The 24,846-nt window shown below is 69.9% G+C and carries 22 protein-coding genes; 18 read left to right on the top strand and 4 right to left on the bottom strand.

What is annotated here, in order from left to right; genetic code table 11:
• Positions 1-147: 147 nt before the first annotated feature.
• The 11 genes from ACFFII_RS13430 to ACFFII_RS13380 are packed head-to-tail and all read left to right on the top strand — an operon-like array spanning position 148 to position 12,850.
• On the top strand, positions 148-2,139 hold the full coding sequence (locus tag ACFFII_RS13430; RefSeq protein WP_377699382.1) for a polysaccharide biosynthesis protein: 1,992 nt from the start codon (positions 148-150) through the stop codon (positions 2,137-2,139).
• A complete protein-coding gene (locus ACFFII_RS13425; RefSeq protein WP_377699381.1) occupies positions 2,136-3,356 on the top strand; it encodes a glycosyltransferase family 4 protein in 1,221 nt (406 codons plus the stop codon). Before ACFFII_RS13430 ends, ACFFII_RS13425 begins: the two co-directional genes overlap by 4 nt.
• Positions 3,353-3,763 (top strand): GtrA family protein, encoded by a 411-nt coding sequence (locus ACFFII_RS13420; RefSeq protein ID WP_377699380.1) that lies wholly within the window; start codon positions 3,353-3,355, stop codon positions 3,761-3,763. Before ACFFII_RS13425 ends, ACFFII_RS13420 begins: the two co-directional genes overlap by 4 nt.
• Positions 3,760-5,388, top strand: coding sequence for a glycosyltransferase family protein (locus ACFFII_RS13415; protein ID WP_377699379.1), 1,629 nt, complete (start codon positions 3,760-3,762; stop codon positions 5,386-5,388). Before ACFFII_RS13420 ends, ACFFII_RS13415 begins: the two co-directional genes overlap by 4 nt.
• Positions 5,385-6,194 (top strand): glucose-1-phosphate cytidylyltransferase, encoded by an 810-nt coding sequence (gene rfbF, locus ACFFII_RS13410; RefSeq protein ID WP_377699378.1) that lies wholly within the window; start codon positions 5,385-5,387, stop codon positions 6,192-6,194. The genes ACFFII_RS13415 and rfbF overlap by 4 nt, the downstream gene beginning before the upstream one ends.
• Positions 6,191-7,369, top strand: a complete 1,179-nt coding sequence (gene rfbG, locus ACFFII_RS13405) for a CDP-glucose 4,6-dehydratase (RefSeq protein WP_377699377.1) — start codon at positions 6,191-6,193, stop codon at positions 7,367-7,369. Before rfbF ends, rfbG begins: the two co-directional genes overlap by 4 nt.
• Position 7,370: 1 nt before the next feature.
• Positions 7,371-8,573 carry a DegT/DnrJ/EryC1/StrS family aminotransferase gene (locus ACFFII_RS13400; RefSeq protein WP_377699376.1) on the top strand — a complete coding sequence of 401 codons (1,203 nt, stop codon included), beginning with the start codon at positions 7,371-7,373 and terminating at the stop codon, positions 8,571-8,573.
• Positions 8,573-9,829, top strand: coding sequence for a class I SAM-dependent methyltransferase (locus ACFFII_RS13395; RefSeq protein WP_377699375.1), 1,257 nt, complete (start codon positions 8,573-8,575; stop codon positions 9,827-9,829). The genes ACFFII_RS13400 and ACFFII_RS13395 overlap by 1 nt, the downstream gene beginning before the upstream one ends.
• Positions 9,830-9,834: 5 nt before the next feature.
• Positions 9,835-10,794, top strand: coding sequence for an NAD-dependent epimerase/dehydratase family protein (locus ACFFII_RS13390; protein ID WP_377699374.1), 960 nt, complete (start codon positions 9,835-9,837; stop codon positions 10,792-10,794).
• Positions 10,791-11,759 (top strand): glycosyltransferase family 2 protein, encoded by a 969-nt coding sequence (locus ACFFII_RS13385; RefSeq protein WP_377699373.1) that lies wholly within the window; start codon positions 10,791-10,793, stop codon positions 11,757-11,759. The genes ACFFII_RS13390 and ACFFII_RS13385 overlap by 4 nt, the downstream gene beginning before the upstream one ends.
• Positions 11,756-12,850 carry a glycosyltransferase family 4 protein gene (locus ACFFII_RS13380; RefSeq protein WP_377699372.1) on the top strand — a complete coding sequence of 365 codons (1,095 nt, stop codon included), beginning with the start codon at positions 11,756-11,758 and terminating at the stop codon, positions 12,848-12,850. Before ACFFII_RS13385 ends, ACFFII_RS13380 begins: the two co-directional genes overlap by 4 nt.
• Here the strand turns inward: ACFFII_RS13380 and ACFFII_RS13375 are convergent.
• Together ACFFII_RS13375 and ACFFII_RS13370 are read right to left on the bottom strand one after the other, a co-directional pair.
• The gene (locus ACFFII_RS13375) at positions 12,814-13,506 is read right to left on the bottom strand and encodes an HAD family hydrolase (protein WP_377699371.1); all 693 of its coding nucleotides are present in this window, start codon (positions 13,504-13,506) and stop codon (positions 12,814-12,816) included. The genes ACFFII_RS13380 and ACFFII_RS13375 overlap by 37 nt on opposite strands.
• Positions 13,481-14,440, bottom strand: a complete 960-nt coding sequence (locus ACFFII_RS13370; RefSeq protein WP_377699370.1) for an ATP-grasp domain-containing protein — start codon at positions 14,438-14,440, stop codon at positions 13,481-13,483. The genes ACFFII_RS13375 and ACFFII_RS13370 overlap by 26 nt, the downstream gene beginning before the upstream one ends.
• Positions 14,441-14,613: 173 nt before the next feature.
• On the opposite strand from ACFFII_RS13370, the gene ACFFII_RS13365 reads away from it, so the two are divergent.
• The 4 genes from ACFFII_RS13365 to ACFFII_RS13350 all read left to right on the top strand — a co-directional run bounded on the left by ACFFII_RS13365 (position 14,614) and on the right by ACFFII_RS13350 (position 17,962).
• A complete protein-coding gene (locus ACFFII_RS13365; protein WP_377699369.1) occupies positions 14,614-15,432 on the top strand; it encodes an aldo/keto reductase in 819 nt (272 codons plus the stop codon).
• Positions 15,433-15,468: 36 nt separating this feature from the next.
• On the top strand, positions 15,469-15,912 hold the full coding sequence (gene aroQ / locus ACFFII_RS13360) for a type II 3-dehydroquinate dehydratase (protein ID WP_377699368.1): 444 nt from the start codon (positions 15,469-15,471) through the stop codon (positions 15,910-15,912).
• 99 nt (positions 15,913-16,011) lie between these two features.
• Positions 16,012-16,794, top strand: coding sequence for a 3-oxoadipate enol-lactonase (pcaD, locus tag ACFFII_RS13355; protein ID WP_377699367.1), 783 nt, complete (start codon positions 16,012-16,014; stop codon positions 16,792-16,794).
• Positions 16,795-17,398: 604 nt separating this feature from the next.
• On the top strand, positions 17,399-17,962 hold the full coding sequence (locus tag ACFFII_RS13350) for a DUF202 domain-containing protein (protein WP_377699366.1): 564 nt from the start codon (positions 17,399-17,401) through the stop codon (positions 17,960-17,962).
• Positions 17,963-18,015: 53 nt separating this feature from the next.
• Here the strand turns inward: ACFFII_RS13350 and ACFFII_RS13345 are convergent, their stop codons facing one another.
• A complete protein-coding gene (locus ACFFII_RS13345; protein WP_377699365.1) occupies positions 18,016-19,065 on the bottom strand; it encodes an NAD(P)-dependent alcohol dehydrogenase in 1,050 nt (349 codons plus the stop codon).
• A 250-nt stretch (positions 19,066-19,315) separates the two neighbouring features.
• Between ACFFII_RS13345 and ggt the strand changes: the two genes are divergently transcribed.
• Positions 19,316-21,049 (top strand): gamma-glutamyltransferase, encoded by a 1,734-nt coding sequence (gene ggt, locus ACFFII_RS13340; RefSeq protein WP_377699364.1) that lies wholly within the window; start codon positions 19,316-19,318, stop codon positions 21,047-21,049.
• A 10-nt stretch (positions 21,050-21,059) separates the two neighbouring features.
• On the opposite strand, the gene ACFFII_RS13335 is transcribed toward ggt, so the two are convergent.
• Complete coding sequence (locus ACFFII_RS13335) at positions 21,060-22,460, bottom strand: FAD/NAD(P)-binding protein (protein ID WP_377699363.1); 1,401 nt, start codon at positions 22,458-22,460, stop codon at positions 21,060-21,062.
• Positions 22,461-22,856: 396 nt separating this feature from the next.
• Between ACFFII_RS13335 and msuE the strand changes: the two genes are divergently transcribed.
• Positions 22,857-23,414, top strand: a complete 558-nt coding sequence (gene msuE / locus ACFFII_RS13330; RefSeq protein ID WP_377699362.1) for an FMN reductase — start codon at positions 22,857-22,859, stop codon at positions 23,412-23,414.
• Between the two features lie 77 nt (positions 23,415-23,491).
• On the top strand, positions 23,492-24,844 hold the full coding sequence (locus ACFFII_RS13325) for an LLM class flavin-dependent oxidoreductase (RefSeq protein WP_377699361.1): 1,353 nt from the start codon (positions 23,492-23,494) through the stop codon (positions 24,842-24,844).
• The last annotated feature ends 2 nt before the right edge of the window (positions 24,845-24,846 follow it).

The raw sequence follows: 24,846 nt of genomic DNA, 5'->3' as shown, positions 1-24,846 counted from the left end.
ATGTCTTTCCGTTAATAATCATTAACATGTCTTAACTCTTACCAGTCCCCCTCCATTCACATGGGGCGATGCGCGCCTGCCGGCGCAAGACTGCCAGCAGGGGTCGGTTCCGAACGGCCCTGCTTCACTCAGGCGGGACTGCACATCATGCACGCGGATGTCGGTAATACGGGCGAGGGTTTGAACGGGGCCATCCGCGCCCAGGCTGCGAGCCTCAAGGCGCAATTGCAGGCCAACAACAAGCTTGTCCTTGCCGATGCGGCGGGCATCGTGGTGGCCTGCGGGACGGCCCTTCTGCTGTCGGCAGGCCCCCATTTCGGCATGGCCGAACTGGCCGCCCTGCCCCGGCTGGCGGCACTGGTGCTGCTGGTGGGCATGCCCGTCTTCACCTGCTTCGGCTTCTACCGGCGCCACGCGCGCTCGTCCTCGCTGCCGGACCTGCCGATCCTCGTCCCCGGAACCGCCACGGCGCTGCTGATCGCCCTGTGGATCGAGAACACCGTCAATCTCGTCCCCGAGGCGCCGCTGACGACCTGGCCGATCCTGTTCCTGGCGCTGATGCCGCTGCTGGGCGGCGCGCGCCTGGTCGCCCGCCACCGCGAGATCCTGCGCCTGGACAGCCGCGAGACGGCTGACACTCCGCGGGAACCGGTGCTTCTGGTGGGCACGGACGCCTCGGCCGACCTGTTCCTGCGGGCGATCCGCCAGGGACCCGCGCGCTATGACGTGATCGGGATCATCGACAGCTCAAGCACCAGCGCCAGCCTGCTGTTCCACAGCGTGCCGATCCTGGGGGCCGTGCGCGATCCCGGCCCCGTGCTGGCGCGGCTGGCCGCCGCGGGCCGCCTGCCCCGGCAGATCTTCCTGACCGGGCCGGTCACGCATTTCGACCGCGACGGCATGGCCGTGCTGATGAAATGGGCGGAAGGCCGGGGCATCCGCGTGCGCTCGCTGCCCGACCTGACCGACCCCGACGGGGGCCGCATCCCGGCCGGCGGCGGCGCCTTGCGCGACATCGACCCCGAGGACGTGCTGACCCGCCCGCAGGCACGCGTGGAACGCCAGCTTCTGGCCCTGACCTACCAGGGCCGGCGGGTGCTGGTGACGGGCGCGGGCGGGTCCATCGGCAGCGAGATGGTGCGCCAGATCGCCTCGCTGCGCCCGGCCGAGATCGTGCTGATCGAGAACTGCGAGTTCAACGCCTACCAGATCGACCGTTCGCTGGCCCGCCACTTCCCCGATGTTCCGCGCCACCTGCATATCTGCTGCGTGCGCGACCGCGAAAAGCTGCTGGCGCTGTTCCGGCGCCACCGGCCCGAACTGGTCTTCAACGCCGCCGCCCTGAAGCACGTCCCCCTGGTGGAACAGAACCCGGCCGAGGGCGTGCTGACCAATATCATCGGTGCGCGCAACGTGTCGGACGCCGCCCGCGATGTGGGGGCGCTGGCGATGGTGCAGGTGTCCACCGACAAGGCGGTCAACACCACCAATGTCATGGGCGCGACCAAGCGCGTGGCCGAGTTCTACGCCCAGGCGCAGGATCTCATCACCCGCGAGATCGGCTGGGAAACGCGCTTCTTCGCCGTGCGCTTCGGCAACGTGCTGGGCTCGTCCGGCTCTCTGGTGCCGCTGTTTCAGGAACAGATCGCCCGCGGCGGGCCGCTGACCGTCACCGACCCGCGGATGGAGCGGTATTTCATGACCATCCGCGAGGCGGTGGAACTGACGCTGGTCGCGGCCGCGCAGGGGTTGCGCAGCCCGAACGAGAACGGTCGGATCTTCGTCCTGGACATGGGCAAGCCCGTCCGCATCGTCGATCTGGCCGAGCGCATGATCCGCATGGCGGGCAAGGAGCCGGGCCGCGACATCCGCATCGAGTTCGTCGGCATCCGCCCCGGCGAGAAGCTGTTCGAGGAACTGTTCGACCGCAACGAGGTCGTCCGCCCCGCGGGCTTCGCAGGTGTCAACTGCGCGGTGCCGACGCCGGTCCCGATCTCGCGCCTGCGGGGGGTCATGGTGCAGCTGGAACGGGCCGCCCGGGCGGGCGACGAGGACGCGGTGCGCCGGCTTCTGGCCGATCTCGTGCCCGGCTATCGCACGGACGGCACCGAGCCCGACCAGCAGCCGAGGGTCGCATGAACCGCATGCTTCCTCCGTTCGGCGGTCATCCGGGGGCAGGCGTGCCGCCGCGCCGGGTGATGGTCATCGGCTCGCTGGGCTGGTCGCTGGTCAACTTCCGGCTGGACCTGATGCGGCGGATGATGGCGAACGGCCACGATGTCACCGCCGTCGCGCCCGACCTGGACGGAGAGGTCCGGGGCAGGCTGGACGCCCTGGGCATCCGCACCGCCACGGTGCCGATGCAGCGCACCGGGATCAACCCGCTGGCCGACATGGCGACAATGGAGGCCCTGCGCCGCCTGATGCGGCGCGAGCGGCCGGATGTCGTGATCCCCTATACCATGAAGCCCATCGTCTATGGCGCGATGGCCGCGCGGCTGGCCGGGGTGCCCGCCTGTCATCCCCTGTTCACGGGTCTGGGCTACGCCTTTTCCGACCCGCACCCGCGCGGCAAGCGGCGCATGGTGCGCGACATCTCGGTCGCGCTGCACCGGCTGGCGACGGGCGGGGTGAAGCTTGCCTTCTGCTACAACGACGCCGACCGGGACGACATCCGCCGGCACCGGATGATCCCGAGGGCCGCGCGGCTGGTCGAGATCCCCGGCTCGGGCGTCGATACGGCGCGCTTTGCGCCCGCGCCCCTGCCGCCCGGTCCGCCGGTCTTCCTCTTCGTCGGGCGGATGCTGCGCAGCAAGGGGGTCGAGGACGCGCTGGCCGCCGCCCGCCTGCTGCGCGCGGACGGACTGCCCGTGCGGCTGGAACTGCTGGGCCCGACCGACAGCAACCCCGACGCCATCGCGCCCGAGCTGCTGGCACGCTGGCAGGCCTCGGGCGAGGCGGTGGTGCTGGGCGAGTCGCGCGACGTGATCCCGCACCTGCACCGCGCCCATGTCGTCGTCCTGCCCACCCGCCTGCGCGAGGGCGTGCCGCGCACCATCCTGGAGGCCATGGCCTGCGGCCGCCCCGTCATCACCACCGACGCGCCCGGCTGCCGCGAGACCGTGGCGGACGGACAGTCGGGTCTCGTGGTGCCGGCCGGCGACGTGCCCGCGCTGGCCCGCGCCATGCGGGCCTTCGCCCAGGACCCCTCGCTGGCCCGGCGCATGGGGGCCGAGGCGCGGCGGCAGGTCTGCGCGCGCCATGACGTCGATCTGATCAACCGGATGATCCTGACCGCCACGGGCCTCGAGGCCGAGGGCGCCAGCCCGGCGCTGGAACGGGAAGCGGCGGCATGATCTCGGCGGCCCTGCCCCTTCGCCCGGACACGCGCACGGCCTTCCTGCGCTTCCTCGCCGTGGGCGTGCTGAACACCGCGTTCGGCTACGGCGTCTATGCGGGGGGCGTGCTGGCCGGGTTGCCTGCACAGGCCGCGCTGGCGCTGCAGTTCCTGCTGGGCGCCTTGTGGAACTATCGCCTGCACGCGCGGCTGGTCTTCGCCGTCCGGGGCTGGGACCGCCTGCCCACCTATGTGGGCGCCTATCTGCTGATCTGGGTGCTGAACGCGCTGGCTCTGCGCGCGCTGCTGGCGGCGGGCACAGGCGCGCTGGCGGCGCAGGCGCTGATCCTGCCCGCGACGGTCCTTCTGTCCTGGGGGCTGATCGGCCGCGTCATGGGCTTTCACACCGCCGGAGGCAGGGCATGAGCGTCACCGACCTGCCCGTCACCCGCAGCCTGCCGCGCCAGGCGGCCTTGGCCGCCCTGGCCATCGCGGGCCTGCTGATCCTGGGGGCCGCGCTTTACGGGCGCATCATGGGCTTCGACCTGCGTCGCGACGAATGGATGTTCGTTCCGCCCGCCGCCACCCTGGGCGACTGGCCGCTGTATTCGGGGCAGTTCTACAACCATGTGCCCTATTCGGCCTGGGCCTTCCGCGCCGTCCACCTGATGCTGCCGGGCCTCGACCTGCTGACCTCGGCACGGCTGACGGTCTTTGCGGCCTGGATCCTGCTGATGGGCGGGGGCTTCTGGGCAGGCTGCCGGATCACCGGGTCGCCCGTGACGGGCCTGTTTGCGGCGGCAATCCCCCTGGCCAGCGAGACGCTGCTGTCGCAGGCCGGCATGGCCGCGACCAACAACCTGCTGCCGCTGCCCTTCATCCTGCTGGGGCTGGCGCTTTTCGCCATGGCGCACCTCAGCGGGCGCTCGCCCTTTGTCCTCTATTTCGCCGCCGGGCTGTCGCTGTCCGTTGCGGCCGGGATGAAGGCCAGCGCCATCGCCTTCGTGCCTGCTGTCGTGGCGGCCTGTTTCATGCTGCCGCGCGGGGTTCCGCTGGCCCGGCGCGCGCGGCTGACGGCGCTGCCGGTGGCGCTGGGAGGCCTGGTCGGCGCGCTGCCGCTGATCTGGCTCGCGCTGACCGAGCCAACCTTCTTCGACCACATCCTGCGCTATCATTCGGGCCCCCATGTCGCCTACTGGCAGGCCAACGCCGCTTCCGAGCCGGGGCTGGCCATGGGGTTGCCCGGAAAGGTCCAGCTGGCCCAAGGGGTCTGGCTGGCAGGGGGCGCGATCCTGGGGCTGTTCGTCGCGGCGACAGCCTGGGCGATGTGGCCGCGGTCCTGCGGACGCGACGATGACGCCGCGCGGGCCGTGCAGGCGGCGGCCGTGGTCGGGGCGGCGATGGGGACGGCGGCGGCGCTGGCCTTTGTCCCGACGCCCGCCTTCCCCCAGTATTTCGTCCAGCCACTGGCCGGGCTGCCGGTGCTGGCGGCGCTGGCGATCCGCGCCCTGCCGCCCGCGCCGCGCACCTTCCTGCTGCGCGCCCTGCCCGCCGCCGTCGTCCTGATGGGGGCGGTCGCGCTGCCGCGCCTTGCCACGGGGCTCGTCGACCTGCGCCACCCCGACCGCCTGACGCCCGCGCGCCTGAGCCACGGGGCCGAGGCGCTGGCCCGGCTTGCCGCCCCCGACGGGCTCGCCGCCGGCCCGGTCGCCACGCTGTCGCCCCTTTATCCCCTGCAGGCCGGACTGCCGATCTATCCCGAGTTCGCCACCGGCCCCTTCGCCTGGCGCGTGGCAGGCCACATCGACCCCGCGCTGCGCGCCTCCTACGTCATGGCCGGGCCCGAGGACCTTGCCCGGCTGTTCGGGACGCGGCCTCCGGTGGCCATCCTCACGGGCTTCGATCCCGCGCTGGAAGCCCCGCTGGAAGACTATGCCCGCGCTCATGGCTACCGGCCCCGGGCCATCCCCGAAATCCACGACCGATACGGGACCGGAACGCTCTGGCTTCCCGCCGGCTCAACCCAGAACAACCCAGGAGGCACTCCATGAAGACGATCCTGCTCGCGGGCGGCCTCGGCTCTCGACTGGCCGAGGAAACCGTGGCCATCCCCAAGCCCATGGTCGAGGTCGGCGGCCGCCCCATCATCGCCCGGGTGATGGATATCTACTGCCACTTCGGCCACACCGACTTCATCGTGGCCGCGGGCTACAAGGCGATGATGCTCAAGCAGTTCTTCGCCAACTACCACCTGATCGCCAATGACATCAGCGTCTCGGTGGACACGGGCGAGGTGCGGCTGTCGCCCATCAGCAAGGGCGGCTGGACCGTTTCGGTCGTGGACACGGGCGCCTATACCATGACCAGCGGCCGGATCGCGCGACTGCGCGACTGGATCGGGGACGAGACCTTCATGGTCACCTACTCGGACGGCCTGGGCAACGTGGACATCGGCGCCCTGCTGGAGTTCCACCGCAGCCACGGCAAGCTGGCCACCGTGACCGCCGTCCAGCCCCCCGCCCGCTTCGGCAACATCGAGCTGGTCGGCGACCGCGTTCAGGCCTTCACCGAGAAGGTCCGGCGCTATGACACCTGGATCAACGGCGGCTTCTTCGTCTTCGAGCCCGCCGTCTTCGATTATCTCGTGGACGAGATGGAGCCGCTGGAGCAGACGCCGCTGGCCCAGCTCACGCAGGATGGCGAGCTGATGGCCTATCGCCACTTCGGCTTCTGGCACCCGATGGACACGGTGCGCGACCGCAACACGCTGAACGAGCTTTGCATGGAGGACACGCCGCCCTGGCTGTGCTTCGATGAAAAGACCCGGCGGCGCGAGCATCTGGCGCTGGCGATATGAACGGCCCGCGCCATGACACCGGCTTCGGCCCCGAGGGTCCCTTCGGCGAATCCTTCCTGGGCCGCCGGGTGCTGCTGACCGGACAGACCGGCTTCAAGGGCGGGTGGCTCGCGATGTGGCTGGACCGGCTGGGGGCCGAGACGCGCGCGGTCGCGCTGCCCCCCGACACCCAGCCTGCGCTGTATCACCTGGCGCGGATCGACACGCTCTGCGACAGCCGCTTTGCCGACATCAACGTGCCCCTGGACCTCGCGCGCGCGGTGGCAGGCTTCAGGCCCGACCTCATCATCCACATGGCGGCCCAGGCGATCGTGCGCGGCGGCTACGACCGCCCGGCCGAGACCTTCGCCACCAATGTCGTGGGCACCGCCAACGTGCTGGAGATCGCGCGCGCCCACCGCGACAGCCTGAGCGGCGTGATCGTCGTCACCTCGGACAAATGCTACGACAACCGCGAATGGGACTGGGGCTATCGCGAAACCGACCGGCTGGGCGGGCGTGACCCTTACTCGGCCTCCAAGGCCTGCACGGAACTGGTGGCCGAGGCCTACCGGCAGTCCTTCTTCGCCGACCCCGCCGGGCCGCAGCTCGCGACCGTGCGCGCGGGCAATGTCATCGGAGGCGGCGACTGGTCGCCCTTCCGGCTGATCCCCGACATCGTGCGGGCGACCCTCGAGGGGCGGGAAACGGTGATCCGCAACCCCGCGAGCCTGCGCCCCTGGCAGCATGTGCTGGAACCGCTGGCGGGCTACCTGACCATCGGCGCGGCCATGCTGGAAGGGCGCGGGACCGAGGTCGCGGGCGCCTGGAACTTCGGCCCCGACAGCGAGGCGGCGGTCCCGGTCGGCACCCTTTGCGCGATGCTGGCCGAGGCCTGGGGCGAGGACGGCCCCCGCTTCCGCGCCGACCCGCCACCGAACGCGCCCCACGAGGCCGGCATCCTGCGGCTTGACAGCACCAAGGCGCGCCAGCGCCTGGGCTGGCAGCCGCGTCTGTCCCTGCGCGAGGCGCTGGGCCTGACCGCGGCCTGGTACCGCGCCCAGGCCGCGGGCGCCGACATGCTGCGCCTGTCGCTGGGCCAGATCGCCGATTACGCGGCCCGCCTGCGGCCCATGCCCGCAGCCCTGGCCCGCCCTGCATTGCCGACCAGCCAACTTGCCATTCAGAGGGGATGAGATGCGCGTCAACTACGGCCAGACTGTTCACGGAGAAGAGGAAATCGCCGCCGTCACGGCGGTGCTGCGCAGTTCGACCCAGATGGGCAAGCACGTGCGCGAGATGCAGGAGCGGGTGGCGGCGCTGTTTTCCAAGCGGCACGGGATCATGGTGAACTCGGGCTCGTCGGCGAATTTCCTAGCCGTCGCGCTGCTGGACCTGCCCGAAGGGTCCGAGGTCATCACGCCTGCGCTGACCTTCGCCACGACCGTCGCCCCCCTCCTCCAGCACGGGCTGGTGCCGGCCTTCGTGGACGCGGCCGAGGGGACCTACAACATCGACGCGGACCGGATCGAGGCGATGATCGGCCCCGACACCCGCGCGATCATGGTGCCCTCGCTGATCGGGAACCTGTCCGACTGGCCGCGCATCCGCCGGATCGCGGACGCCCACGGGCTGAAGGTGATCGAGGACAGCGCCGACACCTTGGGCGCCACAATCGGCGGGACCAGCACCGGGACATGGTCGGACATCTCGACCACCAGCTTCTACGGCAGCCATGTCATCAACTGCGCGGGCAACGGGGGAATGCTCTGCGTCAACGACGACGCGCTGGCGCGGCGGGCGCTGCTCTTGCGGTCCTGGGGACGGACCTCGTCGCTGTTCGTCGAAAGCGAGACGATCGAGAACCGCTTCAACGTGGACCTGGACGGCATCCCCTATGACGCCAAGTTCCTGTTCGAGGAACTGGGCTACAACATGGAGCCGTCCGAGATGGGCGCGGCCTTCGGGCTGGTCCAGCTGGGCCGCCTGCAGGCCAACATCGCCGCGCGAGAAGCGAACTTCACCCGCCATCTCGATTTCTTCTCGGCCTACCGGAACTGGTTCATCCTGCCCCGGCAGCTGCCCGACTCGGTGACCGGCTGGCTGGCCTTCCCGCTGACCGTGCGGCCCGAGGCGCCCTTCACCCGGCGCGACCTGCAGATCTGGATGGAGCGCCGCGACATCCAGACCCGGCCCGTCTTCACCGGCAACATCCTGCGCCAGCCTGCCATGCGCAACCAGCCCCGGCGCGAGGCCCCCGGCGGCTATCCGGTCGCCGACGCGGTGATGCGCGGCGGCATCCTGATGGCCTGCCACCACGGGCTGACGGACGACCAGATCGACTACATGCACGCCTCGTTCCAGGACTTCGCCGATCACGCCAGCAGAAAGGCCGGATGATGAAGGATCACGCCCCCCGCCCCGACCAGCTCGACCGCTGCCGCGCCTGCGATTCGGACAACCTGCTGCTGTTCCTGCCGATGGGAGACCATCCGCCGGCCAACATGTTCGTCCGCCCCGAGGATCGCGATGCGCCGCAGCCGGCCTTTCCGCTGAACACCCAGGCCTGCCTTGATTGCGGGATGATCCAGGTGGCCGACCAGATCCCGGACGGCTTCTTCACGCACTACCTTTACGTCCCCTCGGGGGCGCGGACCATGCACGGCCATTTCGAGGGGCTGGCCCGCGTCCTGACCGACCTGGCCCAGGGCGGGCTGATCGTGGACGTGGGCTGCAACGACGGGCTGATGCTGTCCTTCGCCAACCGCATGGGCGGTCGGACCCTGGGGATCGACCCTGCCGCGAACCTGGTCGCCAACGCCGCCGCCAACGGGGTCGAGGTCCATGTCGCCTATTTCGGCCCCGAAACCGCCGCCGCCGTCCGCGCCCAGCGCGGCCCGGCGCAGGTGATCTCGACCACCAACACGCTCAACCACATCGGCGACCTGCATGGCTTCATGGAGGGCGTGCGCACGCTGCTGTCCGACGACGGCTGGTTCGTGGTCGAGGTGCCCTGGGGCCGCGACATCCTGCTGACCAACCAGTTCGACAATGTCTATCACGAGCACATGTCGGAAATGAGCCTGATGTCGCTGGTCCGGCTGGCCGAGGCGACGGGCATGGCGGTGGTGGACGTGACGCGCCTGACGGTCCACGGCGGCTCCATGCGCGTCTTCATGCGCAAGGCCCAGGCCGCGCAGGCGCCCAGCGCCGAGGTCACGGCCATGCTCGAGGCCGAGCGCGAGGCGGGGATGCAGGGCGCCGAGGCCTTCGCCGACTTCGCCCAGCGGGTCGAGGACATCCGCGACCGGCTGGTCTGGATGCTGGCCGACCTCAAGGCCTCGGGCGCCCGGATCGCGGGCTACGGGGCTGCGGCCAAGGGCAACACGCTGCTGAACTACTTCGGCATCGGCCCCGAAACGCTGGACTACCTGGTGGACCGCAACCCGCTGAAGCAGGGCACGCTGTCGCCGGGCGTCCTGATCCCGATCCACGGGCCCGAGAAGATCGAGGAGCAGCGCCCCGACTACCTGCTGGTGCTGGCCTGGAACTTCTTCGATGAGATCCGGGACCAGTTGCGCGACTACGAGGCGGCGGGGGGCAAGTTCATCGTGCCGCTGCCTTATCCCCGGATCGTCGGCGGCGGCGAAGGGTAAGGCGCATGGCGCGGGTGCTGATCACGGGAGGGACGGGCTTCATCGGCTCGCATCTCGCGCGCGACTGCCTGTCGCGCGGGGACGAGGTCACGGTGCTGGCCCGCCCCGGCAGCGATCCCTGGCGGCTGGCGGATCTCGCGGGGCGGATCACCCTGGCCCGCGCCCATCCCCTGGACGCCCCGGCGGTCGCCGCCGCGGTGGCCCACGCGCGGCCGCAGCAGGTCTTCCACCTCGCGGCCCGCACGCGCAGCCCCGCGCGGGACGACCTGTCGGATCTCGACGAGGCGGTCGCCGCGAATGTCGCGCCGCTGCGGGTTCTTCTGGACGCGCTGCGGCGGCTGGCCCACCCGCCCGCACTGGTCCGCACCGGATCGCTGGCGGAGATGGGCGAAACGAACCGGGTGCTCGACCCGCACGAGGCCGAGCGCCCCGGTGACGGCTACGGGCTGTCGGCCCTGATGGGCACCCAGGTGCTGCGGCTGGCCCGCGCGCGCCTGGGCCTGCCCGCCGTCACGGCGCGGCTGTGCCTGACCTATGGCGGCGACCAGTCCCCGGACTTCCTGGTTCCGGGCCTGATCCGCCGCGCCCTGTCCGGCCTTCCGCTTCAGGTGCAGCGGCCGCAGGCCCAGCGCGACCTGATCCATGTCCGCGACTGCGTGGCGGCCCTTCGGCTTGCGGCCGACCATGCCGCCGCCCTGCCGCCCGTCGTTACCGTGGCCACCGGGCGCCCCCTGCTGGCCAGCCATCTGGCCGAGGGCATCGGGGCGCTGGCCCTGCGCCCCGACGGCCCCCTGCCCCCGCCACCGCCGGTTCCCGCCCTGGCCGCGCATGTCGTGTCCTGCCGTCCCTCGCCCGAGATCACGGCCCTGGGCTGGCACCCGCGCGTCGGGCTGGCCGAGGGCCTGCGCGAAACGATCACCTGGGAGCGGGCGCGCATCATGCCCCCGCAGGAGTGCCTTGCATGACCCTGATCTCGATCCTGATCCCCTGCTTCAACGAGGAAGAGAACATCCGCAACTGCCACGCGCGCGTCGCGGCGGTGCTGGACGGCCTGAAGGATGTCGAGGCCGAGATCATCTTCACCGACAACCATTCCACCGACCTGACCTTCGCCATCCTGCGCGAGATCGCCGAAGAGGATCCCCGCGTCCGGGTGTTCCGCTTCTCGCGCAACGTGGGCTACCAGAACTCGGTCATGTTCGCCTACAAGGCAGCGCGGGGCGATTGCGCGATCCAGCTGGACAGCGACCTGCAGGACCCGCCCGAGCTGATCCCGAAGATGCTGGACCTGTGGCGGCAGGGGAACCAGGTCGTCTACGGCATCCGCCGCAGCCTGCCCGACGGCCCGGTGGTGGCCGCGCTCAGGCGGGCCTTCTACTGGTTCATCGATCGCGTCAGCCCCGACGAGCTGCCTCGCAACGCAGGCGAGTTCCGGCTGACCGACCGCGTGATCCTGGACCAGATCCGCAGGTCCGAGGACCGCTCGCCCTACATGCGGGGCATGATCAGCGCCATGGGCTTCCGCCAGGCGGGCTTCGACTACGACCGCGCGGCGCGGGTGGCGGGGCAGTCCAAGTTCCCCTTCCGCGCCATGCTGGGACTGGCGGTGGACGGGCTGGTCAACCATTCGCTGCTGCCGCTGCGGCTTGCGTCCACCGTATCGCTGCTGGCGGGGCTTCTGACCTTTCTGGTGCTGCTGGGCTACCTGGTGGGCAAGCTGCTGTTCGGGCAGGAATGGCCGCCTGGCTTTGCCACGCTGGTGGTGCTGCTCCTGATGTCGATGACGCTGAACGCGATGTTCCTGGGCATCCTGGGCGAATACATCGGCCGCATCTTCCTGCAGACCAAGAACATCAACGCCCCGATCGTCGAGGCCGCGCTGAACGCCCCCGGCCCCGTCACCCCCCTGCGCATGGAGGCCGCCGAGTGAGGCTGTTGATGATACAAGGCGGCTTCGGAACGGGCGGAGCCGAGAAGATCATGGCCGCGATCGGGGCGCATCGCCACGCGCAAGGGGACGAGGTTCACGTGGCGGGCATGTTCATGCCGCCTGCGGGCCCGTTCTTTCCCTATCCGCCCGACGTCCGCCTGCATCTGCTGGCCGACGGCGCGCGCCCTGACAAGCTGCTGCACCTGCGGCGGCTGGCCGCGATCCGGAGGCTGATCCGCCGGGTGAAGCCGGACGTGATCCTGTCCTTCCTGACCAAGGTGAACTGCCTGACGATGCTGGCCGCGCGGGGAACGGGCATCCCGGTCGTCATCTCGGAACGCAACAACCCGCTGATGCAGTCGCCCGGCTTCTGGAACCGCGCCCAGCAGGTCCTCGCCCATGGCGCGGCCGGGATCGTGATGCAGACCAGGGGCCAGCGCGACGACCTGCCCCCGGCGCTGCAGGAACGCGCGGTGGTGATCCACAACTTCTGCAATCCGGTCCCCTTCCGCCGCGCCTCGCCCGCCCCCGACTGCCAATTCATCGCCGTGGGGCGTCTGGACCCGCAGAAGGGCTTCGACCTGCTGATCCGGGCCTTCGCCCGTGTGCCCCATCCCGGCGCGCGCCTGACCATCTTCGGAGAGGGGCCCGAGCGCGGGCCGCTGGAGAGCCTGGTCCGGGCCTCGGGCCTTGGGGACCGCGTCTCGCTGCCCGGTATCGCCCAAGGGCCGGAGGAATGGCTGGGGGCGGGGCATGTTCTGGTGGTCAGCTCGCGCTTCGAGGGGTTTTGCAACGTCGTGGCCGAGGCGACCTGCTCGGGCCTGCCGGTGGTGTCCTTCGACTGTCCCTACGGCCCTTCCGAGATGATCGTCGAAGGCCGGAACGGCCTTCTGGTCCCGCCCGAGGACGTGGCGGCGCTGGCGGGCGCGATGACGCGGCTTGCCGCCGATCCCGCCTTGCGCAATCGCCTGGGCCAGGCGGCCCATATCGCCGCTGCCCGGTTCGAGCAGGGCCGGATCATGGCGCAATGGGACGCCGTGCTGGGCGCCGCGCTTCAGCCGCGCAAGGCGGCGATGGCCTGGTCCAGCTGATCGAGGCTCTCGATCACCGCCCCCGCCGCATGGGCGGGGGTGGGCGGGCTTCCCTCGTGCACGCGGCCGGGCCGCAGGATCTGCACCGTGATCCAGCCCATCCGGTTCGGCGCAAGGAAGTCCTTGGCCGCGTTGTCCGCGACATAAACGCAGGTCCGCCCCCCCGAGGCGGCAGACACGATCTCGTAGGCGCGCGGATGGGGCTTGCCGTAGCCCGCCCCCCATTGCCCCGTCGGCAGGATGATGTCGCAATGCGCTTGCAGCCCCAGCGCCGCGATCTTGTTGCGCTGCGTCTGCTCGAAGCCGTCCGAGATGAGGCCGAGCCCCTTATGCCCGGCGAGATAACGCTTCGCGTCGGGGCAAAGCGAGATCCGGGGCATGTGGCCGCGGTAGACCTCGATCAGTTCGGGCACGAGTTCCGGGGCCAGCCCCAGACCTTGCGCCGCGAGGTCGAAGATGGCGCGCCGCTCGCCCCGGGTGAACAGGTCCCGGCAGGCGTCGGCAAGACGTGAACCCGTGCCCGGCGGGGCGCTGCCCTGCGCTTCCAGCCAGTCGCCTGCCGCGCGGTAGCCGCTGAAGGCGAAATCGCGTTCCAGGTAAAGCGTGTCGTCCAGGTCGAAGACGATCCGCTCAGCCAAGGAAGACCGCATCGTCATAGCGCAGCATCGTGACGCCTTCGCGCCAGCCGTCATGGGCGCGGCAGGGGCGGCCGTCGATCTCGTCCAGCAGCCAGTCGGCGAAGCGTGCCCCCGCCTGGTGCGCCAGGGGGTAGCCGCCGCCGAAGCGGGCGTTGACCTCGAAGACGCGGGGGCCGTGGCGGGGATCGTCGATCACCTGGAAGCACAGGACGCCCCGTGCGCCCGGCAGGGCGGCGGCCACCTTCCGGGCGATGGCGGCCAGGTCGGCCCGCCGCTCGGTCCGGCCCTTTTCCACCTCGCCCGCGCGGGTCTGAAGCCGCAGGTGCGGAATGGCACAGCGCAGCTCGCCCGCCTGGTCCACGAAGATGTTGACCGTGTATTCCGGCCCCGAGAGCCGGGTCTGGAAGATCATCGGCTCGGGGAAACCTTCCGGCAGCTCGCCCACCGAGCGATAGACCGCGAGCCCCCGGCTCGCGCTGCCGCCCGAGGGCTTGGCGAAGACCGGCCAGCCAAGGCCCTGCGGATCGGCGCGCAGCTCGGCTTCCGTCCGCGTCTCGGGGACGGGAACGCCCGCCGCGCCCAGCACCTGCATCGTCAGCTGCTTGTCGCGCACCACGGCGATGGTGGCGGGGTCCGAGACATGGACCCGCGCGCCAAGGGCGGCAAACCGCCCTGCGGCCTCGGCATAGGCGGGAAGCTCGGTGTCGATGGTAGGCACGACCAGACGGATGCCGTTGTCGCGGACAATGGCCTCGACCGCCTCGACGAAGCCGGGCGCGTCGCAGCGCGGCACCGCATGGGCGGCGTCGGCCAGCCGGCAGGCCGCCGAAAGCTCCGGGTTCAGGTCGCAGGCATGAAGGGGGCCTGCCCCCGCCTCGCGGAAGGCCGCGAGCAGCGCCGACCGCCGGCCGGCCGAGGAAATCAGCACCGGCGGCTCGTGATCCTGGTCCATATATTGTCCATCCGACGGGGTTTGGCCAATTTGTAGCAGCGGTCCGGATTTCCGCCAATGGGGCTGTTGCCGAAAGCCGTGCAGCCGAGGGCGGATTCATGCGTCCGCCCCGCTTTGACAAGCCGCCGGGCGGCCCCGTAGGTTGCGGGCCAGCGGAAACGGAGGGGTCGGGCATGCTGAAGACGATCCGGGGCGACACTGTCCCGGCGCTGGGGCTGGGGACATACCAGTTGACGGGCGCCTCGGGGCAGGCCGCGATCCGCGACGGGATCGCCATGGGCTATCGCCATCTCGACACCGCCATCCGCTATGGCAATGAATCCGAGGTCGGCCGCGCGATCCGGGACAGCGGCGTGGCGCGGGACGATCTGTTCGTGACCACCAAGATCTGGCCCAGCGACCTGCGCCCAGACGACGTCCATGCCCGCATGGCCGAAAGCCTGGACCGGCTGGGGCTGGACCAGGTGGACCTGCTGCTGGTTCACTGGCCCGCCCGCGACATCCCCCTGGGCGAGACTCTGGCCGCCTTTGCCGAGGAAAAGGCCGCCGGCCGCACCCGCCTGATCGGGGTTGCAAACTTCACCCTGCCCCTGCTGGACGAGGCGCTGGAGGTCCACAAGGCGGACCTCTTCTGCAACCAGGTGGAATACCACCCCTTCCTGTCGCAGGCCCGGCTGCTTGACCGCATGGCGCGGGCCGACATGCTGCTGGTGGCCTATCTGCCGATCGCGCGGGGCGCGGTGGCGGACGTGGCCCTGCTGCAGCAGATCGGGGCGCGCCACGGCAAGACGCCCGCGCAGGTCACGCTGCGCTGGCTGGTCCAGCAGGACCGCGTGGCGGCGATTCCCCGGTCCTCCAGACCCGCGCGGCTGGCCGAGAACCTGGACATCTTCGACTTCGTCCTGTCCGGGGACGAGATGGCGGCCATCCACCGCCTCGCCGAGGGACGGCGCTACTGCGATTACGACTTCTCGCCCGACTGGGACGACTGAGCGCGGCCGCAACCCCGCCGCGCATGAAAGGACAGCATGGCCCGCCTGATCTACATCCTCAACGGCCCCAACCTGAACCTGCTGGGCAAGCGCCAGCCCGAGATCTACGGGCACGAGACTCTGGCCGACGTGGAACGCGACTGCGCGGCCCTTGCCGGTGAACTGGGGGTGGAAATCCGCTTCCTGCAGTCGAACCACGAGGGCCAGCTGATCGACTGGATCCACGAGGCGCGCGAAAACGCGGCGGGCATCGTCATCAACCCGGCGGCCTTCACCCATACCTCGGTCGCCATCCTGGATGCGTTGAAGACCTTCGACGGGCCGGTGATCGAGGTCCATATCTCGAACGTCCACCAGCGAGAAAGCTTCCGCCACCATTCCTATATCAGCCTGCGGGCGGACGGAGTGATCGCGGGCTGCGGGACCGAGGGGTACCGCCTAGGGTTGCGGCGCGTGGCCTCGCTGACAGCGGCGCGCTGAGGGCCTGCTTTCAAGCGGCGGGTGCCTGTTCTATCGCTGGACGATGGGCCGGTCACGGGCCGGCACCGCTGCGCAGCAACATAAGGAGTTGTCCGTCCGATGCAGGTGGCAGAGCTTCAGGGCCTTGCGGTCCATTACGCCGACCAGGGGCCGCGCGACGGCCGCGCGGTCGTCTTCGGCAACTCGCTGGGCACCGACCTGAGGGTCTGGGATGCGGTGCTGCCGCTGCTGCCTCGGGGCTTGCGGCTCGTGCGCTATGACAAGCGCGGCCATGGGCTGACGCAGGCGACGCCCGGCCCCTACAGCATCGGGCAGCTGGCCGATGACGCCGCCGCGCTGATGGATCACCTCGGGCTGCGGGACGCGGTCTTCGTGGGCCTGTCGATCGGCGGGCTGATCGGGCAAAGCCTCGCCGCGCGCCGCCCCGACCTGCTGCGCGGGCTGGTGCTGTCGAACACCGCCGCGAAGATCGGCACGCCAGAGCTGTGGCGCGACCGCATCGCCACCGTCCGCGCGGGCGGCATCGAGGCCATCGGCGCCGCCACGATGGAACGCTGGTTCTCGCCCGCCTTCCGCGAAACGACCGAATGCCGCGCCTGGCAGATGATGCTGGAGCGCCAGCCGCTGGACGCCTATGCCGCCGCCTGCGAGGCCATCGCTGCCGCCGACCTGCGCGAGGCCACGGCCACCCTGCGGCTGCCCACTCTGGCCATCGCGGGCGAGCTGGATGGCGCGACGCCCCCCGAGATCGTGCGCGACACGGCCGCCCTGATCCCCGGCGCACGCTTCGAGGTCCTTCCCGGCGCGGGCCACCTGCCCGGCGTCGAGGTCGCGCCCGCCTATGCCGCCCTCCTGACCCGCTTCCTCGAGGAACTGGGCTGAGGAAGGCCGGGCTTTCGCCACAGGCTTGCCGGGCAACGCCTGCTGCCGGGCGCGGGGCCAAGGAGGGTGGGCGCGCCGGGCAGCAGGCGCGGCTTGCGAACCAGTCTTTCCTCGAAGGGGCGCGCTCAGGACGCGGAGACGCTGGCCTTGCCGCGACGGCGGCGGATTCCGGTCATGAAAGGACCCGCGCAGCAGGGCTGCGCGGGTGGTCTTGTTGTCGCGTCACCAGACAAGAAACAGGCAGACACATGAAACAGGTGACATGTTCAAGACGATCGTCTTGATCGCCATGAACCATTCTACGCGCTGACCCGCAATCTGTCTAAAAGGATATGGGGCCATTCGCATAAACTATCATGGCGTCTTTCCCCTTTCTTTACCGCGGAAAGGCCCCTCCACGGCAGGCCGGAACAGTGCGGGTGTCATGGCTCCGCAGGATGTCCCGGGCATGATGCCGTGGGTCCGCAGGGGATAGGCGGCCAAGGGAACACGCCCTGTGCCGGACAGGCGCTCAGGCGCATGCATCGGCTGCGCGATTCGCAAGCGACAGACCGCCCGGAGGGGTATTAGACTGGCCTTCGGCTGAGCCTGCACCGAGGAGCACATGGACGAGCGCAAGGTCGAGAACGCGGCCGAGGCCGTGACCCGGACGGCCCGGCAGACGCAGGATGCCGCGGAAAGCGCCGCCAGCGCGGCCGAGGACACCAGCGCCGCCGCGCAGCAGACGACGCAGGCGGCCTCCCGGACCTCGGCGGCGGCGGAAACCTCGGCCAAGGCGGCGCAGGTGACGGCCAAGGCCGCCGTCGTCACAAAGGACAGCGCCGAGCGGCGCACCGAGCTTGCGGGCGACCGCACCGTCTTCGCCGCCGAGCGGACCTATGCGGCCTGGGTGCGCACCGGCCTTGTCGGCCTTGCCAGCGGCATCGGCGCGCGCAGCCTGCTGGAAGGACTGGTGCCCGGCTGGCTGGTCATGGGTCAGGCCTCGGTCCTGATCCTTTTCGCCATCTTCTGCTTCATCGCCGGGGTGTGGCGCCAGATCTTCCGGGCCGAGCTTCTGGCGCCCGACATCCGCAAGCTGCCGGGATGGGTGCTGATCTCGGTCAACCTGTTCCTGGCGGCGGTGGCGGCAGCCGCCCTTGTGGGGATCTGGGTGCACGGACAGGACTGACGGCCCTTCGGGCGGGTTGCGCGGGCGAAAGCGATGCCGCCCGCGCAGGGGGATCAGGCACCCATCGTGGCGATGTCCATGACGAAGCGGTATTTCACGTCGCCCTTCAGCATCCGCTCATAGGCGGGCTCGATCTCGTCGGCGCGGATCATCTCGATGTCGGCGGTGATGCCGTGCTCGGCGCAGAAATCCAGCATCTCCTGCGTTTCCGGGATGCCGCCGATCATCGAGCCGGCAAGGCTGCGGCGCTTCATGATCAGGTTGAACACGTTGGGCGAGGGATGGGGCGTCGCGGGCGCGCCCACCAGCGCCATGGTGCCGTCGCGCTTCAGAAGCGCCAGGAAGGCGTCGAGGTCATGCGGCGCGGCAACCGTGTTCAGGATGAAGTCGAGGCTTTGCGCATGAGTCGCCATCTCGTCTGCGTTGCGCGAGACGACCACCTCGTCCGCACCAAGGGCCTTCGCATCCTCGATCTTGTCGGGCGAAGTGGTGAAGGCCACCACATGCGCGCCCATGGCATGCGCCAGCTTCAGGCCCATGTGACCGAGGCCGCCGATCCCCACGACGCCGACCTTCTTGCCCGGCCCCGCCCCCCAGTGGCGCAGCGGCGAGTATGTCGTGATCCCTGCGCAGAGCAGCGGGGCGACGGCGGCCAGCTGCTCCTCGGGATGGGTGATCTTCAGCACATAGCGCTCATGCACGACGATCTGCTGCGAGTAGCCGCCCAGCGTATGGCCGGGCGCGTCGGGAGTGGGCGAGTTGTAGGTGCCGATCATCCCGTCGCAGTAGTTCTCCAGCCCTTCCTCGCAGTCGGGGCAATGCTGGCAGCTGTCCACGATGCAGCCCACGCCGACCAGGTCGCCGACCTTGTGCGAGGTCACGTGGCCGCCCACGGCTTTGACGCGGCCCACGATCTCGTGGCCCGGCACGCAGGGATAGATCGTGCCCGCCCATTCGCTGCGGACCTGGTGCAGGTCCGAATGGCAGATGCCGCAGAAGACGATCTCGATCTGCATGTCATGGGGACCGGGCTGGCGCCGGGTGATCGCCATTTCCTCCAGCGGGCGGTCGGCGGCAGGGGCGCCATAGGCAAGGACGGTCATTCGGAAGATCCTTTCGGTGAATGCATGAAGGCGCGGTCGGCGCGGGCCAAGGCGCCTGCGCAACGGCGGGGGTCCCTATGCCGCAGAAGGGCGGCCAGAGGAATGCATCGGCAACGCGGCCGCGCCGGAACCGTTCCGGGCCGGGACGACCCTTCACGGGCGAATCGCGGCTGGACGCACAGGCCGAACGGGCGCATCCTCGATGCGGCATTCGGTTCAGGCAGTCTCCTGACTCAGGCGAGGGGTTCTCATGCATTACCCGACATTGACGCGGCTGTCTTTCGTGGTGGCGCTGTGGGTGGGGACGGCCCCGGCTTTCGCGGCCTCGCCCGCGCCGGTGGAAGGGCAGAACGGGATGGTCGTGACCGCCCAGCATCTTGCGTCCCAGGTCGGGGTGGACGTGCTGAAGGCCGGCGGCAATGCCGTCGATGCGGCCGTGGCGGTGGGCTATGCCCTGGCCGTGGTCTATCCGACCGCGGGCAACCTGGGCGGCGGCGGCTTCATGACGATCCGCATGGCTGATGGCACCACCACCTTCCTCGACTTCCGCGAGCGCGCGCCGCTGGCCGCGACGAAGACGATGTATCTGGACGCGCAGGGCAATCCGGTCCCCGGCGCCAGTACCGAGAGCTATCTGGCGGTCGGCACCCCCGGCTCGGTCGCGGGCTTCGAGATGGCGCGCGAGAGATACGGCACCAAGCCGCGCGAGGAACTGCTGGCCCCCGCGATCCGGCTGGCCTCCGAGGGCTTCGTTCTGGAACAGGGTGACGTCGCCTCGCTGGCAAGGGGCAACAAGCGGCTGGCCCAGGACCCGGCCGCCGCCAGGATCTTCCTCAAGGACGGCGAGCCCTATGCCATAGGCGACCGGCTGGTGCAGGCCGACCTGGCCAAGTCCCTGACGCAGATTTCCGAAGGCGGGGCGGACGCCTTTTACAAAGGCGGGATCGCCGACCTGATCGTGCAGGCCAGTCAGACCAATGGCGGCATCCTCGCGAAGGAGGACTTCGAGCAGTACAAGGTCCGCGAGATGGCGCCGGTGACCTGCAGCTACCGCGGCTACGAGATCGCGTCCTCGCCGCCGCCGTCGTCCGGCGGGTTGATCATCTGCGAGATCCTGAACGTGCTGGAAGGTTATCCCATCTCGTATCTGGGCTATGGCTCGGCGGAAACGACACGGCTGATGGTCGAGGCGATGCGCCACGCCTATGTGGACCGCAACACCGCCCTGGGCGACCCGGATTTCGTCGACAACCCGGTCGGGAAGCTGACCAGCAAGGCCTATGCCGACGAGATCCGGTCGCGCATCGACGCCTATCGCGCGGGGGTCAGCGCGGACCTCAAGGTCAATGTCTCGCCCGAGTCGCCGGAAACGACGCATTATTCGATCATCGACAAGAACGGGAACGCCGTCGCCGTCACCTATACGCTGAACGGGTCCTTCGGGACGGCCAAGGTCGCCGAGGGCACCGGCATCCTGCTGAACAACGAAATGGACGACTTCACGGTCAAGCCGGGCGTGCCGAACCTTTACGGGCTGGTGCAGGGCGAGGCCAATGCCATCGAGCCGCGCAAGTCGCCCCTGTCCTCGATGAGCCCGACCATTGTCTCGAAGGACGGCGAGCCCTTCATGGTGATCGGCAGCCCGGGCGGGGCGCGCATCATCACCATCACGCTGCAGGCGATCATGAACGTGGTCGATCACGGCATGGACATCCAGGAAGCCATCGATGCGCCCCGCATCCATCACCAGTGGCTGCCCGACCGGGTGTTCATGGAGCCCCGCGCGCTGTCGCCCGACACCCTGCGCCTGCTGACCGGCATGGGCTACACCGTGGGCATCGACCCCAACTGGACGATCTGGGGCGAGGCGGCGGGCATCCTCGTGGGCGGCAAGGACCTGGCCGACATCGAAAAAGGCGACGGGACCGGCTATCACGGCGCCATCGACAGCCGCGCAACCGCGGGCGCCGCCATCGGTTACTGAAGGCCGCCCGTCAGCCCACCTCGCGCATGCAGCAGGCCCGACCCATGGCGGCCGCAAGCGTCGCGACCTGTTCGCGGATGTCGGGAATGGCGGTGATTTCCCAGAAGGCCGCGCGTGAAACAGGGCCGATGGCGAACAACCCCTCGATCCTCTCGCCCGCCGCGTCCCGCAGGGTGCAGTCCGGCTCGACGTCCAGTCCGATCTGCAGGGGGTCGAGCCGCGCCTGCCCCCTGGCCAGCATGTCGCGCACCACGGGCGAGCCATGCTGCCGCAGGTCGCGCCGGATGCCGCGGCAGTCGATGACGCGCGCGGCAGAGAACTCGACGCAGCCGCTTTCGCCGGGCAGGCGCAGCTCGGCAATGACGCCGTCCTTGCCGGGGCGGGCCGACAGAAAGGCGCCCCGCATCACCCGAAGCTGCCCGCGCGCCATGGCCTTGCCGATGCGCTCGGCCGAGGCCGGGGGCATGCGGTGGCGATGGACGTCCCACCAGGCGACCGCATGGCGCAGGAAGCGCGCCCGTTCCGGGGTGGACAGGCCGGTCCACAACCGCCGCACATGAGGGCGGATCGCGTCCATCGCGTCGCGCCAGCTGCCGCCCTGCGCCTCGGCCTGCCGCGCCAGCCTGCGGGCCCAGCGGAACAGGGCGCTGACAGGCGCCCCCAGCGGAACGTCGGCGACCGACAGGATCAGGGGCACGGCCGGGCCATGTTCGCGCGGCAGCAACCCGCGCCGTGACAGGGCCACGATCTCGCCCCGGTGGCCCTGCGCCAGCAGCGACAGCGCCTGGTCGATCATGGAAAGCCCCGTGCCGATGATCAGCACGCGCCCGTCCGGGTCCGTTTCGGGGATCGCGTCCCAAGCCCCCGTCAGCAGCCCCGAGGGATCGCCGTCCGGGCGGCTGTGCCCCGTGGCCAGGATCACCTGGTCGGCCAGCAGGCTCGCCCCGCCCTCAAGCTCCAGCACGAAGCCCCCGCCCTTGCGGCGCAGCCCCGTGCAGGTCTGGCGGATGCAGGACAGCCGCCCCCGACCCGGCCCCGACTGCCAGGAATGCAGCAGGTCCGACAGATAGGCGCCGTAGGTTGCGCGGCCGACAAAGCACAGATCGTCCGAGGGCAGGCCCGGCCGGGCCGCCAGCCAGCGGCGGAAATGGTCGGGATCGCGGGCAAAGGCGCTCATGTTGCTGACGCGGGTGTTCAGCAGGTGGCCGGGGTCCTGCGTGGAATAGGCGATGCCGCAGCCCAGCATGTTGCGCCCTTCCAGGATCGTGACGCGGAAATCGGCCTCCCTGCGCTCCAGAAGATGGATCGCCATCAGCACGCCGCTGGCGCCGCCGCCGACAACCACGACATGGCGCGTGCCCGCATGAGGGGGCTCGGCGGGCCGACTGGCATTATGCGTGAAGAACGTCATGGGCTTCTCCTTCGCGGATGGGACAGGGACAGGGACAGGGCAGGACTGCCGGTCCGACCCGGCCGGGCGGCCTTTCCGACGCGCGGTGCCGCGGGATCGATCTGGCGGGCATCGGATCCTCCTGCCGAGTGCACTCCTATATATCTATCAACTCAATCGAGATTTGGGTTCCAAACTTTCCCGAGGCGAGAGAAGGAATTTTCCTTCTCTTTCCCGAACCCGAGACAAACGCCCGATCTTTGGGCATGTCTGCTGCCCGCCTCGGAGAACGCCATTCCCCGGCACGCCTTTACTGCGACAGACGGCTTCTCCATCCGGCCCGATCTTTGGAATGGCTCCCGGCAGCTTCCGCCTCCACAATCATCTACAAGACGAGTCGTTATTCAGGAGAGCGAAATGCCCCCTCGCATCGTTGGCTTCTCGGGCAACTTCAGCAGCCCTTCGCGGACCCGGGCGCTGGTCGATCTGGCGGTGTCGCGTGCCGCGCGCCGCTTCGGCTGCGCGGCGGCAAGCTACGAGATCGCGGACCTCCAGCCCTCGCTGGGACAGGCGCAGAGCGCCGACCAGCTGGATGCCCTGCCCCGCGCGATTCTGGACACAATCCTGTCGGCGGATGCGCTGGTCATGGGGACGCCCGTCTACAAGGGCAGCTTCACGGGCCTCTTCAAGCACCTGATCGACCTGATCGACCCTGCGGCGCTGGCCGGCAAGCCCGTGCTGCTGACTGCGACTGGCGGCGGTGATCGTCACGCGCTGGTGATCGAACATCAGCTGCGCCCGCTTTTCGGCTTCTTCGAGGCGGCGAGCCTGCCGACCGGCGTCTATGCCGGAGGCGCCGACTTCCGCAACGGCCAGCCCGCCTCGGACGCGCTGCTGACCCGCCTTGACCGGGCAGTCGAGCAGTTCGCGCCCTGGCTTTCGCAGGATCAGGCGGCGGCCTCCTCGGCCGCCTGACCCTTCCCCTCCGACCGGCCCGCATGAACCCGCCATCCCGGCGGGGCGGCCCTTCTCACCCCGAAAGGACCTCCGACATGACCCGCAAGATCCGCCTTGGCGCCTTTCTTCCCGGTGGCGGCCAGCATATCGCCGCCTGGCGCCACCCCGACCAGCCCGCCGACGGTGCCACCAGCTTCGCCTTCCACGCCGACCTCGCGCGTGAGGCCGAGCGCGGCCTATTCGACGCTTATTTCCTGGCCGACGGCTTGGCGGTGGCCTTCGGCGGCGGCACCGAGGGCGGCAACGCCAAGGTCGTGGGCTTCGAGCCGGTGACCCTGTTTGCCGCGCTGGCGCCCCTGACGACCAACATCGGCTTCATCGCCACCGCTTCGACCACCTACGAAGAACCCTACAACACCGCGCGCAAGTTCGCCTCGCTGGACCTGATCTCGGACGGGCGCGCGGGCTGGAACGTGGTCACCACCGCGACCGAGGCCGCCGCGCAGAACTTCAACCTCGACCGGCAACTGCCGCACGCTGACCGCTACAGGCGCGCGGTGGAACATGTCGATGTGGTGAAGAAGCTGTGGGACAGCTTCGAGGATGACGTCTTCATCCGCGACAAGGAGACGGGCGTCTTCTACGACACCGCGCGCGTCCATTACACCGACCACGCGGGCGAGCATTTCAAGGTCCGGGGCCCGCTGAACGTCAGCCGCAGCCCGCAGGGCCATCCGGTGATCGTGCAGGCGGGCCAGTCCGAGGACGGCCGCGGCCTGGCGGCTGCCACCGCCGAGGTGATCTTCACCGCCCACCAGCGGCTGGACACCGCGCAGGAGTTCTATCGCGACATCAAGGCCCGCGCCCGGGGTCTGGGGCGCGACCCGAGCCATATCCTCATCATGCCCGGCGTCTCGCCCTTCGTGGGCCGGACCGAGGCCGAGGCCCGCGAGAAATACGACCGCCTCACCGGCCTGATCCTTGAGGAGGACGGCATCGCCCTGATCAAGGGGCTGACCGGCGGCTCGCTGGACCTGACGGGCCATGACCTCGACGGGCCGCTGCCGGAACTGGCGCCAACCGAGGGCAACCAGTCCCGGCAGGCGCTGATCCGCCAGATCGCGGACGAGAACGGCTTCACCATCCGCCAGCTCTACCAGTGGGTCGCCTCGGCGCGGGGGCATTTCACCGTGGTGGGCACGCCCGCCCAGATCGCCGACACCTTGCAGGAATGGTTCGAGAACGAGGGCGCCGACGGCTTCAACATCCTGCCGCCCTGGCTGCCGACGGGGCTGACCGACTTCGTGGACCTGGTGATCCCCGAACTGCAGCGCCGCGGGTTGTTCCGCACCGAATACGAGGGCCGGACCCTGCGCGAGAACCTCGGCCTGCCCTATCCGGTCAACCGCCACGCCGCCGCCCGCGCGGCCGTGCAGGCAGCGGAGTAAGG

Source organism: Paracoccus niistensis (assembly GCF_042432925.1).
GTDB classification, from domain to species: Bacteria; Pseudomonadota; Alphaproteobacteria; order Rhodobacterales; family Rhodobacteraceae; genus Paracoccus; species Paracoccus niistensis.
Note: the sequence above shows the minus strand (reverse complement) of the source record. Positions and strands in the feature narration are given on the sequence as shown.

Coding starts and splice junctions, on each gene's coding strand:
- ACFFII_RS13430 (WP_377699382.1), top strand. CDS start 148: ATGCACGCGGATGTCGGTAATACGGGCGAGGGTTTGAACGGGGCCATC.
- ACFFII_RS13425 (WP_377699381.1), top strand. CDS start 2,136: ATGAACCGCATGCTTCCTCCGTTCGGCGGTCATCCGGGGGCAGGCGTG.
- ACFFII_RS13420 (WP_377699380.1), top strand. CDS start 3,353: ATGATCTCGGCGGCCCTGCCCCTTCGCCCGGACACGCGCACGGCCTTC.
- ACFFII_RS13415 (WP_377699379.1), top strand. CDS start 3,760: ATGAGCGTCACCGACCTGCCCGTCACCCGCAGCCTGCCGCGCCAGGCG.
- rfbF (WP_377699378.1), top strand. CDS start 5,385: ATGAAGACGATCCTGCTCGCGGGCGGCCTCGGCTCTCGACTGGCCGAG.
- rfbG (WP_377699377.1), top strand. CDS start 6,191: ATGAACGGCCCGCGCCATGACACCGGCTTCGGCCCCGAGGGTCCCTTC.
- ACFFII_RS13400 (WP_377699376.1), top strand. CDS start 7,371: ATGCGCGTCAACTACGGCCAGACTGTTCACGGAGAAGAGGAAATCGCC.
- ACFFII_RS13395 (WP_377699375.1), top strand. CDS start 8,573: ATGAAGGATCACGCCCCCCGCCCCGACCAGCTCGACCGCTGCCGCGCC.
- ACFFII_RS13390 (WP_377699374.1), top strand. CDS start 9,835: ATGGCGCGGGTGCTGATCACGGGAGGGACGGGCTTCATCGGCTCGCAT.
- ACFFII_RS13385 (WP_377699373.1), top strand. CDS start 10,791: ATGACCCTGATCTCGATCCTGATCCCCTGCTTCAACGAGGAAGAGAAC.
- ACFFII_RS13375 (WP_377699371.1), bottom strand. CDS start 13,506: ATGACGATGCGGTCTTCCTTGGCTGAGCGGATCGTCTTCGACCTGGAC.
- ACFFII_RS13370 (WP_377699370.1), bottom strand. CDS start 14,440: ATGGACCAGGATCACGAGCCGCCGGTGCTGATTTCCTCGGCCGGCCGG.
- ACFFII_RS13365 (WP_377699369.1), top strand. CDS start 14,614: ATGCTGAAGACGATCCGGGGCGACACTGTCCCGGCGCTGGGGCTGGGG.
- aroQ (WP_377699368.1), top strand. CDS start 15,469: ATGGCCCGCCTGATCTACATCCTCAACGGCCCCAACCTGAACCTGCTG.
- pcaD (WP_377699367.1), top strand. CDS start 16,012: ATGCAGGTGGCAGAGCTTCAGGGCCTTGCGGTCCATTACGCCGACCAG.
- ACFFII_RS13350 (WP_377699366.1), top strand. CDS start 17,399: ATGGACGAGCGCAAGGTCGAGAACGCGGCCGAGGCCGTGACCCGGACG.
- ACFFII_RS13345 (WP_377699365.1), bottom strand. CDS start 19,065: ATGACCGTCCTTGCCTATGGCGCCCCTGCCGCCGACCGCCCGCTGGAG.
- ggt (WP_377699364.1), top strand. CDS start 19,316: ATGCATTACCCGACATTGACGCGGCTGTCTTTCGTGGTGGCGCTGTGG.
- ACFFII_RS13335 (WP_377699363.1), bottom strand. CDS start 22,460: ATGACGTTCTTCACGCATAATGCCAGTCGGCCCGCCGAGCCCCCTCAT.
- msuE (WP_377699362.1), top strand. CDS start 22,857: ATGCCCCCTCGCATCGTTGGCTTCTCGGGCAACTTCAGCAGCCCTTCG.
- ACFFII_RS13325 (WP_377699361.1), top strand. CDS start 23,492: ATGACCCGCAAGATCCGCCTTGGCGCCTTTCTTCCCGGTGGCGGCCAG.